The 11,870-nt window shown below is 54.1% G+C and carries 9 protein-coding genes; 1 reads left to right on the top strand and 8 read right to left on the bottom strand.

Going from position 1 to position 11,870, the window contains the following annotated elements; all coding sequences use genetic code 11:
* Window positions 1-61: 61 nt before the first annotated feature.
* The 7 genes from AMR42_RS19670 to AMR42_RS19640 form a co-directional block, all read right to left on the bottom strand.
* Window positions 62-1,384, bottom strand: coding sequence for a filamentous hemagglutinin N-terminal domain-containing protein (locus AMR42_RS19670; protein ID WP_158234557.1), 1,323 nt, complete (start codon window positions 1,382-1,384; stop codon window positions 62-64).
* Window positions 1,377-4,418, bottom strand: a complete 3,042-nt coding sequence (locus tag AMR42_RS19665; RefSeq protein ID WP_234407113.1) for a filamentous hemagglutinin N-terminal domain-containing protein — start codon at window positions 4,416-4,418, stop codon at window positions 1,377-1,379. Before AMR42_RS19665 ends, AMR42_RS19670 begins: the two co-directional genes overlap by 8 nt.
* Before the next feature lie 121 nt (window positions 4,419-4,539).
* Window positions 4,540-5,733: a DUF1822 family protein gene (locus AMR42_RS19660; protein ID WP_099535614.1), complete on the bottom strand. Its 1,194-nt coding sequence runs from the start codon at window positions 5,731-5,733 to the stop codon at window positions 4,540-4,542.
* Between the two features lie 419 nt (window positions 5,734-6,152).
* A complete protein-coding gene (locus AMR42_RS19655) occupies window positions 6,153-6,914 on the bottom strand; it encodes a hypothetical protein (RefSeq protein WP_143473200.1) in 762 nt (253 codons plus the stop codon).
* 89 nt (window positions 6,915-7,003) lie between these two features.
* Entirely contained in the window at window positions 7,004-7,933 is a 930-nt protein-coding gene (locus tag AMR42_RS19650; protein WP_158234555.1) for an S-layer homology domain-containing protein, read from the bottom strand.
* Between the two features lie 85 nt (window positions 7,934-8,018).
* On the bottom strand, window positions 8,019-9,119 hold the full coding sequence (gene aroC, locus AMR42_RS19645; protein ID WP_099535608.1) for a chorismate synthase: 1,101 nt from the start codon (window positions 9,117-9,119) through the stop codon (window positions 8,019-8,021).
* 218 nt (window positions 9,120-9,337) lie between these two features.
* Window positions 9,338-10,216: an alpha/beta fold hydrolase gene (locus tag AMR42_RS19640; RefSeq protein WP_099535606.1), complete on the bottom strand. Its 879-nt coding sequence runs from the start codon at window positions 10,214-10,216 to the stop codon at window positions 9,338-9,340.
* Window positions 10,217-10,408: 192 nt separating this feature from the next.
* Here AMR42_RS19640 and AMR42_RS19635 point away from each other — a divergent pair, with 192 nt between their 5' ends.
* Entirely contained in the window at window positions 10,409-10,924 is a 516-nt protein-coding gene (locus AMR42_RS19635; RefSeq protein WP_099535604.1) for a 2TM domain-containing protein, read from the top strand.
* A 71-nt stretch (window positions 10,925-10,995) separates the two neighbouring features.
* Here AMR42_RS19635 and AMR42_RS19630 read toward each other — a convergent pair whose 3' ends face one another.
* Window positions 10,996-11,835, bottom strand: coding sequence for an ABC transporter ATP-binding protein (locus AMR42_RS19630; RefSeq protein WP_099535602.1), 840 nt, complete (start codon window positions 11,833-11,835; stop codon window positions 10,996-10,998).
* Window positions 11,836-11,870: the final 35 nt, after the last annotated feature.

Below are 11,870 nucleotides of genomic sequence, written 5' to 3'. Positions count from 1 at the left end.
CTTTTTGATTGTTTGGGGTAAGAATTACATCTTCTTACCCCTTTTTTATAACCTGAATCTGTCATTCAACACTTCTGACCCCTGAGTTCAATAGTTCTAAGCTCCTAGATTGACTTGTCAAGTCACCTGATCGACCCGATCCAGCCGTTCCTGAAATCAGACCCGCTCGATTGAGTCTCACCATCCCTGTAGCGTCGATCAACACATCCCCACCCTGCCCCGCTCCAAAGGTGGATGTTAGAATCACCGACCCTTCACTCAAATCAATATTCTCTGCACCCAATACAATTCGGCCAGCATCTCCCCCGCCCAAGCTGACAGAAAACAAGCCCCCAGCCACATCACTAGGCTCAAACTGAGCATTCAGTAATTGTTGGATAAAGCTGCCGAAATCTCGACCACTGGATAACGTGATCGATCGCTGGGCCGTAAGGCTGAGATCACCCCCCCGACCACTGCCCAACGTAATCGTAGAAACCGCCGATCGATCCGTTAGCCCAAACTCACCCGATCGCACCCACAACCCACGGCCATCACCCGTCCCCAACGTGTTCGCCGCCAACAAGGCTCCCTGACCCAGTTGCACCCGATCGCCGATCGCTACCAACTCCCCGCCACCATTGCCGCTGACCTCTAGCCCGCCTCCTTGAAAGGTCAGGTTGGCTCCTGGGGCGATCGGCGTATCCAGCAAGCGGTTGAAATTCACCACCGTTCTCGGCCCCGCCGCCACCGCCCAAATCCGACCCTCCGGCGCGATCGCCCAACCCTGCTCAAATTCCAAAGACCCACCAAACAAGCCGATCGCCTGACCTGGTTGAACTTCTAACCCCGTGGGAGCCTTGGGATCAGCCGATCGCGCCTCCACCCGAATTGCTCCCGGCGCAGACCCATATTGCAACCCCACCGGCACGCTCATCGACAGCAACGGCCGACCCGCCGGATCGTTAACCCCAAAACTCAGCCCATCGGCAAACACCAGGCGATCGGCCGTGCTGGCAAAAAACGATCCGCCCAGATCTAGGCGGGCATTGGGCCCAAACAAAATGCCCGCTGGATTGAGTAAGAAAAGATTGGCTGCCCCATTGGCCCTCAGCGTTCCGTCCAGGAGGGATCGCTGGCCGCCAGTCACTCGGGCGAAAATATTAGCCACGTCGGCGGCATTGTTGAAGTGAGCCAGCCCGCCCGTGGGAATCGAAAACTGCTGAAAACTATGAAACAGGTTGCTCCCGGCCCGATCGCCCCCCTCGATCGTCCAGCGGTTTGCCTCCGGTTGCGCCACCTCCGTGGACAGGGAACCATCCGACACCGGATTCGCGATCACTGGGTCACCAGCCAGAACCATCCCTAGCGCCACTCCCCACAGAATTGGTTCAGCCTTACTCATTTGCTCCCTTTGGCCAGCAGCCGCGTCCCTCAATCGGTTGACCCACCACCACTGGAACTGCCCCAGTAGCCACCAGCACCAACCGCCCATCATCCGTCGTTTGCCAGCCTGTTGCCTCCACTGGGGCAGTTGTGATCGGGGGTAAGGAAACCGCCATTGCGGGGCTAGGGGCGATCGGGCGCAAGTCCGCCGTAAAGGGCATGGCTTCCAGGGTGGCCGCCTCGATCGGGTTTGGTGCTTGGCCGGCCCGTCCCAAGGCAAAAAACTCGATCGCCCTTGGATCCGATCGGAGGCCGCAGGGGCTGGTGGGTTTGGGGGGCACACCAACCGCCGTCGGCAGGGCGATCGCCCCTCGGGCCGGGTCGGGGTTCAGCACCTCCAGTTGCACCGTGCCGCTAAATTCTGGCCCCCGCGCCGAGCTAGCCGTAATATCACTGCGATCGGTCAACGCTTCCCGAAAAGCCGTCCCAAACACCCCTTGGGCCCGCAAGTTCACCCGTCCGCCAAAACTATTCACCGAATTGGCGGAAATATCACTGTTTTCCAGCGCCACCAGCGTGTCCGTGTCGATCACAATGTTGCCGCCGGTTGCTGACTCCTGAGCATTGGTGCTGATCAGCGATCGCTCCCGTAGTTCAATCCCTTGGCTATCAATTTGGATACCGCCAAACGCCCCCGATCGCGTTTCCGCCGAGAGATGTGCTCCAGTCATTTGCAACCGGTCAACCGCGAGGCCCATGCGCCCCGCTGCTCCTGTTCCTGCTGACCCCACTGCCAAAGTTGTTCCCGACTGTAAATTGATTTCTCGGGCTTGTATATTTAGGCTCCCACCTTCTCCAGTTGATTCAACATCAGCTCCTACAAAAATGCCACTGAAAGAGCCAAGATTTCGCCCCACAACATTTTCACTAAATAGTTCTTGTCGAACAGAAAATCGAGGATCGAATCCTTCCACTAAAACTTGGTCAGCGCTGATTGTAATGTCACCGGCGTGGCCTGCTTTTGTGGTTGTGGCAATTGCTTGTCCACCATTCAGAAATGATAAGCGATCGGCTACAAGATTAATACTGCCAGCATCCTGATTAGTTAACGTTTGGGTATTAATCACTGCTCCATTGGAAACAGTCAATGACTGCGCTTCAACTTGGATTGATCCACCACGCCCAAGGCTGTTTCCTTCTGAAGAACTAATAATCGCACTAGAAGATAAATCGGGGCCAACTCCATCAATTGTCACGTCTCTGGCTACTTGAATGCGAATACTTCCAGCGTTGCCGCCTCCATCTGTTCTCGTAATGATCAATCCACCATGATTGACCAATAGAGACCCTGCGTTAATTTGGATGTTTCCTCCTTCTCCTTTACTGGTTCTTGAAGCAGAGCTGTAGAGTCCACTAGATTGTTGGAAAATTAATTTTTCATTCTCGGAGAATACAATTACTTCGTCCAATTGACTCACGCCAGAAATGGTAATTCCGTTACTAACATGAATTAACAAATTTCCAGCATTACCAGTTCCACGAGTGGTGGCAGTCATAAACCCCCCATCACGGAGTGTTAATGAGCGAGCTTGGAGATCGATCGTGCCGCCATTTCCTGTAGAGTTTTCTGCGCTTCGACTGTAGATACCACTGGACTCACGATCAACGTCTCCAGCACGGGCATCAACTCGCTCGATTACGACATTCCCCGTAGCACGAATCGTAATGCGTCCTGCATTGCCTTGACCGGCAGTATTAGCTCGAATTGAGCCACCATCTGCCAAGTGAATTGAGTCAACTTGAATATCAATTAAGCCACCGTTGCCCGTGCCCGAGACTTCAGCTAAATTCAAAATACCACTATAAAGAAAGGGGTTTTCACTAGCACCTGAAACCGTTAATCGATCAGCGATTATTCTTAAGTTACCGGCATTGCCAACTCCTTCAGTGCCAGTATAAACACGACCGCCATTCAAAAGCTGGACTAATCGAGCCTGAATGGTTGTATTGCCCGCATTTCCCATAGCATCTGGATCAACAGCATTTGAAAAGAAGGTGAGTCCTCCATCAAGGGTAATTGTGTCTGTTGCGCGAGCACGGATATCTCCACTGATTGGTAAGTTATTAAGAGGTACTTGATCAGCAGTTATTGAGCTAGGTTCTACACTATCAACTGATGCGGGCGCACGAACTCCCGCAAAAACTTGAGAACTAGAATTTAGCAAAATGTTATGACCATCAAGTTCCACTGTGCCGCCTTGGGTCAAATCTCGAACGTCCAAAAGGGCCTTATTCGTTAATAGAATGCTCGATGGTGAAGTAACAGCTTGACCATTGCCGATCGAGCCGGAATTTGTGGCTTGAATGGTGGCAATTGGTGTATTCAACGCTAGGGTTGCATTGAGAGGACTGGCGATTAGTTGCAGGCGACCACGCGGCGCAATCAACACACCACCATCCAGCTCGATCGCCCCACCAAACAGGCCGATCGCCTGACCCGGTTGAACTTCTAACCCCGTGGGAGCCTTGGGATCAGCCGATCGCGCCTCCACCCGAATTGCCCCCGGCGCAGACCCATATTGCAACCCCACCGGCACGCTCATCGACAGCAACGGCCGACCCGCCGGATCGTTGACCCCAAAACTCAGCCCATCGGCAAACACCAGGTGATCGGCTGTGCTGGCAAAAAACGATCCGCCCAGATCTAGGCGAGCATTGGGCCCAAACAAAATGCCCGCTGGATTGAGTAAGAAAAGATTGGCTGCCCCATTGGCCCTCAGCGTCCCATCCAGAAGCGATCGCTGGCCGCCAGTCACTCGGGCAAAAATATTAGCCACGTCGGCGGCATTGTTGAAGTGAGCCAGCCCGCCCGTGGGAATCGAAAACTGCTGAAAACTATGAAACAGGTTGCTCCCGGCCCGATCGCCCCCCTCGATCGTCCATTGGTTGGGTTCCCGTTGCTGCACCGTGGTTGAAAGTTGACCATCCGGGGCGATCGACTCAGCAACCGCAGCAGTGGCCAAAAAACCTGCCATCAACCCATGGGTTACCATAACCCCCACTCCAACCAGGGAGATAGTGCGGCAGTTTAGCGCTTGTAAACCCCAAATGTGTGCCATGGAAACCCTAACGAAACCAGACACATTTTATCGAACCCTAGCGAGCGGGCACGAATTACAACGATGGTGCAGTTAAAGTTTCAATAACTTTAAAATCGCCCAGCACCACTTGCGCCATGAAGGTTTCCTCAGGGTTTGCAATGAGATCAATTGTTAGACCTGTGTGGATCTCTGGGGTGGCCTGCTCAACAGCTTGTCCCAAATGATCCAAAAGCGTGAGTTGCAAGTCGTTGGGTAAAAGCATTTCCACATCCAGATTTCGCAGCTGAATGGTGATGTCCCATAGCCGGAGACTCTCAGGCAAGTTCTCGGGACTGCTTGCTTCTTCCTCGGTGAGTTCATGGTGGCCAATGGCCACACTCAGAAGAATTGGCTTTTCCAAATTCTTGATCACCAGGAGTTTCGCCCCTGTGATTTTCGGCTGTTTTCGGTAACCAACTCTAAAAGAATCTGGCTCTAGGATGTCTTGTAATAAACTGCTTAGGCTCTGCCAACCATGCTCGAATTGATTTTCGAGCCAAGGGATCATGGAAACGGCCGGTTTGGCTCCCGTTGATTGGACTTCTGGATAGAGTTCCGAATCAGGCTCTGGGTTCGTTCTAGGATTGATTGCTGGGTTAATCTCTGGATTGATCTTGGAATCAATTTCTGAGCTGACTACTGGATTGCTAGTTGAAACACGCTGTTGACTAGTTTCAGAATCTACAGCGCGAGTTTCTGCAACCTTTGCATCCCACCACTCTAGGAAATCATCTAAAGATTGGAGTTCTGATAGCCAAATCTGTTCTCGATCGAACAAGGCTGATGTGGGTATAAAACCAATCAAAGTGGCTTCGGGGCGATCGCCTGTCTGCAAATCCAAGCCAATGGCAAAGTAGCCTACTCGATCGGCTTGGGATTCCGGTGCAATCTCCAAGGAATCAGCTCCCGGAAAAACTGGCCGACATTCTACTCGACCAACTTCCTCGATCGCCAAATCTGCCACATCATCAAATCCTCTAATTACAGGATCCCAGCTCTCGCAATTCTGATGGGAATGGGGAATTTGCAGCCAGTGCAACCAATCGCTGAGGGCTAGGATCGCCAACGTGTTGTGATAAATCACATCACGCTGGTCTGGATGCGTTGCGGCCTTGGCAAATTGTTCAGCGGTGGCTCGGTGTTTGGCGCGCAAGGGAATTGTAATTGTTTCGTGAAACTGGTTGACTTCTGTGGTTTGAGGATTGGGTGAAGTGGGGTCAAGGGTCATGATCTATTTGTCCGTCATTGGAGGATTAACCAACTCAATTTTGATTGAAATTCAAGTTTGTTTCAGGTTGATTTCAAGTGATCTTTAATGGCTAATTCTGATTGACAATACCAACTTTGAAAAAACAAAGACCAGGGATGGTAGTCCCCGATTTGAGTTGATCAATATTTGGTCAATCACCAATTAGAAGAAGCAATTGAAAGAGGCAACTAAAAATCTAAAGCCACCTGAATCGAGAATACTGTCTCCTCTTAGAGGGTTTTTGCTAAAGAATGGGTTTGACACTGAAAGAGTGACAAGAATGATAAAAATGAAGAAAGTGGGTGTATTAGGAGATGAATCTCTAGATTTAATGAGCCAATTCACGAGGAGATTTTTCTTGAAAAACTAAGTTCAAGGAAATTTCTGCGTAAATTAGGCTATTCATCGGGCGGTTGGAGCGACTGCCTAAAGCGCCGAACCGACTCGAAGAATTGATCTTTATGGCGAGTGTAGATAGAGCTGAGTGTATTGGCATTGACGGATAGTTCAATTGCCAATTTCCGCATACTCTTTCCTTGGTTTTTAGCATCAATCAGTTGTTCAAGGCGGATTGATCCGAGAACCACTTTTTGGAGCAACCCATCGGGATCTTGGGCTTTGTAAAGTCGCCAAACTTCCGATGGATCCAGCTCTTCTTGGGCCATGAGTGCTGACCAAGGGTTCATATCGGCGGGTAGCTCACCCTGCTCATCCAGGTTTTCCAGATCTACACCGACTGCAAAGGGTGTGCGCACGCCGGTTAAATCTCGAACAGCATCCTTGAACAAATACTGAAGTTTGTTGTTAAGCCAGGTCATGACTTCACCCCGATCGGGATCGTACTGTTTCTTTTGGATGGCTGTGGGTAGCCAATCGAGCAAGCGACAGAATGCCTCGTGATAAAACTCCCCGTAACGGGGGTGATCTCGATAAACCTTCTGGGTGCTTAGAGAACGCCGAAGCCGGTTCGATTCACAAACAAGTTTCACCACCTGTTGGATCGCTTTTCTGAACTCTAGACTTTGGGGCGGTAGACTTTGGGTCCGCAGCACCAAGGCCTGGAGGGTTTGGTTTAATTGGCGATCGCGATCGGGATCGGGGGATCCTGGCGGTGGAGGCTGAAAGGTGAATCGCACCACAGACGAAGACCTGATAGACATCGATGTTGAGGCCGGCAATCATCTTTCTATCGCAGCGGTCACCAAAATTTGTGCAAAGCGTTGGTGCAAAGCGTTGAAATAAGTTGCGTTTAGTTTACGGCCGGGAAAGCTGGCGGGGCGATCGGGGACGGTGCAGTACTGAGCAAATCCTTGGCGGTGATGCCTTGGCCTTCGGGGCCGAAGTACCAGAGAGTGGCGGCGGCTTCCCCTTGGGTGATCGGTTTTTTGGGTTGCAGAAGGGTGGTGAACCCAAAGACCCGGCGAATGTTGGAGAGTTCGCCGTTCTCGCGATCGGCCGCGATCGCCCGGAGGGTCTGGGCATCTACCTTGGTTGCGTCCAAAAATCCCCAAGCCTTTTGCACGGTTTCCACGGTGGCCGGCGGCAAGGGACGACGCAAATCGAGGGGCACTTTCCACAACACCATGGTTTCTCGCGTGAGGGGTCCATCGGGGCTGAAGGTGGGGCTGTTGTTGCCGGTTAAGCGACTGGGAATAATGCCCGCTTCGGCTAAGCCTTGGATGGCGGCGAAGTCTGGATCCGTGGTGGGCACATCGGTGAAGAGGGGCTGGCTGGTGGCACTGGCCGATCGCACCTGCCAGGCCGGGCGGTTTTGGAACAGTTGGTTATTGGCGCTCACGAGCCAGCGGGCAAATTGCCGCCGGGTCACGATTTGGTTCGGATCCTGGAGACCCTGAAGGCTGTCGAGTTTGCGCCAATCTTGCCAATAGGGTTGCAATTCCTGAGAGAGGCTGACGATCGGGCTGGGTTGAGCTGTGGAGCTGGGGGCGATCGGGCTGGCGATCGGGTCAGGAGTCGGAGCGGTCAAGCTCGGACTCGGGCTGGGTTGAACGGTGGGGCTGGGACTCGCTTGCAAGGCCGGGTCGGGCGCGAGGGATTGCTCCAAGGCGCGGCTGGCTGCACCATCGTCGGCACAGCCGCCCAAACCCAAGGGCACTAGGCCGCACAGCAACCCCACCATGCCCGCCATGCCGAATCTCGACTTGGCCGATCCTGACATCCTCAATCTCGACATACCCGATCTCGACTTGGCTGATCTCGATTTGGCTGATCTCAATTTGGCTGATCTCAACGCAATCTCTACGCTATGCCAAATCTTCGAGGGTGTGGCATTGGGCCCGATCGCGCAGCAAATGATCGCAAACCACCAACGCCACCATCGCCTCCACCATCGGCACGGCCCGGGGCAGCACACAGGGATCGTGGCGACCCTTGCCCGCCAGCACCTTGGCTTCCCCGGTTTGATCGACGGTGTTTTGGGCCTTGCGGATTGTGGCCGTGGGCTTGAAGGCAATCCGGATCACGACTGGTTCGCCGTTGCTGATGCCGCCTTGGACTCCGCCCGATCGGTTCGTTGTGGTTCGCAGTTTGCCCGTTTCGTCCGTGTAAAACTCGTCGTTGTGTTCGCTGCCCTTCAGCAATGTGCCCGCAAAACCCGACCCCACCTCAAACCCTTTGGTGGCGGGCAGGGACATCACCGCCTTGGCTAGGTCGGCTTCCAGGCGATCGAACACGGGCGACCCCAAGCCCATCGGCAAATTCCGCACAACGCATTCCACCACGCCGCCGACGGAATCACCCTCATCGCGGATTGATTCAATCAGGGCGATCGCCCGTTCCGCAAAGTCCCCATCGGGCGATCGCAGAATGTTGCTTTCCACCTGTTCTGTGGTCACGGTCAGCGGGTCGATCGCCGCTTCGAGATCCTTAATCCGCTTCACGTAGCCGACGATTTCGATGTTGCCAAATTCCCGCAGGATCTTCTTAGCGATCGCTCCGGCGGCCACCCGCCCGATCGTTTCCCGCGCGGACGATCGACCGCCCCCTTGCCAATTACGAAACCCATATTTCGCGTCGTAGGTCGCATCGGCGTGAGACGGGCGATAGGTCTTGGCCATCTCGTCGTAGTCCTGGGGCCGGGTGTCCTTGTTGCGCACCAAAATCGCGATCGGCGTGCCCAGGGTCTTGCCCTCAAACACGCCCGAAAGGATTTCACACTGGTCGGTTTCCTTGCGAGGCGTGGTGATTTTGCTTTGGCCGGGCCGGCGGCGATCGAGTTCCACTTGAATTTCTTCGGCCGTTAGGGGCAACCGGGGCGGGCAACCATCGATCACAACGCCCACCCCACCACCGTGGGACTCGCCAAAGGTGGTGATCCGAAACAGATGTCCAAACGTGTTGCCCATGGTGACTTTGTGTGGTGCGGCGGTGCGATCGGCCTGTGGAGTGGCGCTGATTAGTCGAATTTGTATCCTATCACTCGCCTCCGCGTTCCCAGACTGTGGGCCGGAGAGGATGTCTGAAAAGCCACAACTAGCTGTTGGGCCTCATCGATCGGCACAGACAAGAAGCCCCATCGATCAGCATAGACAAGGGGCTTAAGCCCCTTGCTCCCCCACGACGACTAGCGTTGCTGGAATGAATCGAGTTGCCCAAAACCCTGTTCCTGAAGCCAGTGATCGATATCTGCCAAAACCCGATCGGGAATTTCCCAAGGAAACAGGTGTGCCACGCCGTCATAACAGTGCCACTGGCTGCGGGGTAAGCCGGTGGCGGTTTCCAGGCTGGCGATCGGGGTGATGTGGCGATCGCCCGCTCCGGCCATCACCAGTGCGGGGCAGCAAATTTTGGCCAAATCCGCCCGGCGATCGTATCCAGCCTGAAGCGCCTGACGCAGCGATCGGGTGGCCGCCCCTGAGGTTTGCAACACATCCCACACCGCCGATTCAGCCAAGTAGCGATAGGTTTCGGGGGTGTGGCGTTGAATCAGGTAGCGCAGGAGCGATCGCTCGCCAAATTGCCGAATATTCCAAGCCCAACCGGGCCATACCTCATTCAACAGAGCCGCAATCAGGGTGTAGGCCAAGTCCCATCGTTGGCTGGGCATGGGGGCGCTGCGGGGGCGGGCCGCCGTGGCAATCAAAATCAGCCCTTGCACTCGATCGGGATGTCGCAGGGCCAACTCCAGGGCCAAAATTCCCCCCAAAGACCAACCCAAGACAAGAGCTTGGTCAATTTGGAGTCGATCGAGCAGGGCCACCAAATCCGCAATGTGGGCTTCCATGGCAAAGTCACCCCCCGATCGACTGCGGCCATATCCCCGCAAATCCGGCGCGATCGTCCAGAATCGATCGGCCCAATGGCGCGTAAACACTCGCATACTGCGCCCAGAGCCGGGGTGACCATGCAAACACAACAGCGGCAGCCCCCGGCCGCGGGTTTCCACATGGAGTGCTTGCGGGATGGTTTGAGGAATTGCTGGGGCCTGTTCAAAAGCAGCCAACGGTTGATCAACCTCATTACCATAGGAACATCGATATTATGATTCGTAGTTCGATGACCGAGTTAGATCGTCGAGTTCGGTTGAGATCGCCGAGTGAGATTGCTGAAGTTTTGGATCACCGAGTTCATCGCCCGATCGCAGGCGGCCCCGCCTGTTCAATAAACAACGGCCAAGACCAGATATGACCCACCTATGACTAACGCTGATCGATCGCCCTTAGCCAATCCTGATGCACGCGGTTCCGACTCCCGCTTCATCGATGTGCCCACCCGCGATAACTACGATCGGGATGCGGTGCAGGAAATTTTGCAACTCGCGATCGCCCGTCGCCAAGATATTGAGCAATATTCCCGCAGTCAGCTTCTGGAATTGGCCGATGAAATTGGGATCGATCGCACTGATTTATATGCAGCCGAACAGCGTTGGTTGGCTCAAAATGGGGATCGATCGCAACGTCAACAATTCGTGGCCGCCCAACGGCAGCGCCTCAAGTTAAACCTCGGTAAATTTGGCATTGTCAACGGCTTTTTATTGCTGATTGACTTGGTTTCCTCGGGGCACTTGGGCTGGTCGCTCACCTTGGGTTTGGGGTGGGGAATGTTCATCGCTCTGGATGCTTGGAAGTCTTTGCAACCGGATACGGAAGACTTTGAAAAACGGTTCCAAAAATGGCAACTTCAGCAAAAAACCGTGGATGACTGGGATTAAAGCGACTCCCAATTTTGGCTGAATTCTGGCTGAATCTCGAATCAATTGGAGCTACTGAACCTGAATTTTAACTAGGCGGTGACCACCTGAATGGGCCCCTCGATCGCGCTGTTGAAAAACTGGCGCACGTAGGGATTATCAGTGGTGTCAATTTCCTGGATTTTCCCTTGCCAACGAATGCGCCCATCATACAAAAACACCACCCGATCGGCTGTGCGGCGAATGGTGCTGTCCTGGTGGGTCACGACCACATAGGTTGAGCAAAAATTGACCTTTTGGCTCAGTTCCCGCATCAGGTCTTCCACAATTGTGGAGGCGATCGGGTCAAGGCCAGCTGTTGGCTCGTCATAGAGCAACACTTCAGGAATGGGTGTGCCATCGGGAGCAGGATTTTCAATGATGGCGCGGGCAAAACTGACCCGTTTTTTCATGCCGCCCGACAACTCCGCCGGGTAGCGATCGGCAATGGCCGGCAACCCCACCCGCTCCAGGGCGCGATCAACCAATTTTTGAATTTCGCGCGGGGGCAACTGACCCGCCTCCAGCAAGGAAAACCCCACATTTTCGCCCACCGTCAGGGAATCAAACAGGGCGGCTTGCTGAAACACCAACTTGATTTCTACCCCCTCTGGTTCGTGGCTGTCGCCCAGCAAGCCTTGGCGAGGTTCTCCTAACAAATAAACCTCGCCTTCGTCGGGTTCCAACAGACCGCTAATCACCCGTAAGATGGTTGATTTTCCTGTGCCGGAGGGGCCAATAATCGCGATCGCCTCGTTGGGATAAATGGCGAAATCCACTCGATCGAGAATTTTGCGATCGCCCAGCGTTTTGCTGACCCCACGCAGTTCCACCAAGGGGCGATCAAGGGGCAGCGGGTTCGCCGATCCGCCACAAACCAGGGATTGAGACATGGCTGGAATGATTGGGTGATTGCTTGCTGTTTTGG

The sequence above is a fragment of the Limnothrix sp. PR1529 genome (genome assembly GCF_002742025.1).
GTDB lineage: Bacteria > Cyanobacteriota > Cyanobacteriia > CACIAM-69d > CACIAM-69d > CACIAM-69d.
Note: the sequence above shows the minus strand (reverse complement) of the source record. Positions and strands in the feature narration are given on the sequence as shown.

What these genes read in the sequence shown, in the direction of transcription:
- AMR42_RS19670 (WP_158234557.1), bottom strand. Translation starts at nt 1,384, where the DNA reads ATGAGTAAGGCTGAACCAATTCTGTGGGGAGTGGCGCTAGGGATGGTT.
- AMR42_RS19665 (WP_234407113.1), bottom strand. Translation starts at nt 4,418, where the DNA reads ATGGTAACCCATGGGTTGATGGCAGGTTTTTTGGCCACTGCTGCGGTT.
- AMR42_RS19660 (WP_099535614.1), bottom strand. Translation starts at nt 5,733, where the DNA reads ATGACCCTTGACCCCACTTCACCCAATCCTCAAACCACAGAAGTCAAC.
- AMR42_RS19655 (WP_143473200.1), bottom strand. Translation starts at nt 6,914, where the DNA reads ATGTCTATCAGGTCTTCGTCTGTGGTGCGATTCACCTTTCAGCCTCCA.
- AMR42_RS19650 (WP_158234555.1), bottom strand. Translation starts at nt 7,933, where the DNA reads ATGTCAGGATCGGCCAAGTCGAGATTCGGCATGGCGGGCATGGTGGGG.
- aroC (WP_099535608.1), bottom strand. Translation starts at nt 9,119, where the DNA reads ATGGGCAACACGTTTGGACATCTGTTTCGGATCACCACCTTTGGCGAG.
- AMR42_RS19635 (WP_099535604.1), top strand. Translation starts at nt 10,409, where the DNA reads ATGACTAACGCTGATCGATCGCCCTTAGCCAATCCTGATGCACGCGGT.
- AMR42_RS19630 (WP_099535602.1), bottom strand. Translation starts at nt 11,835, where the DNA reads ATGTCTCAATCCCTGGTTTGTGGCGGATCGGCGAACCCGCTGCCCCTT.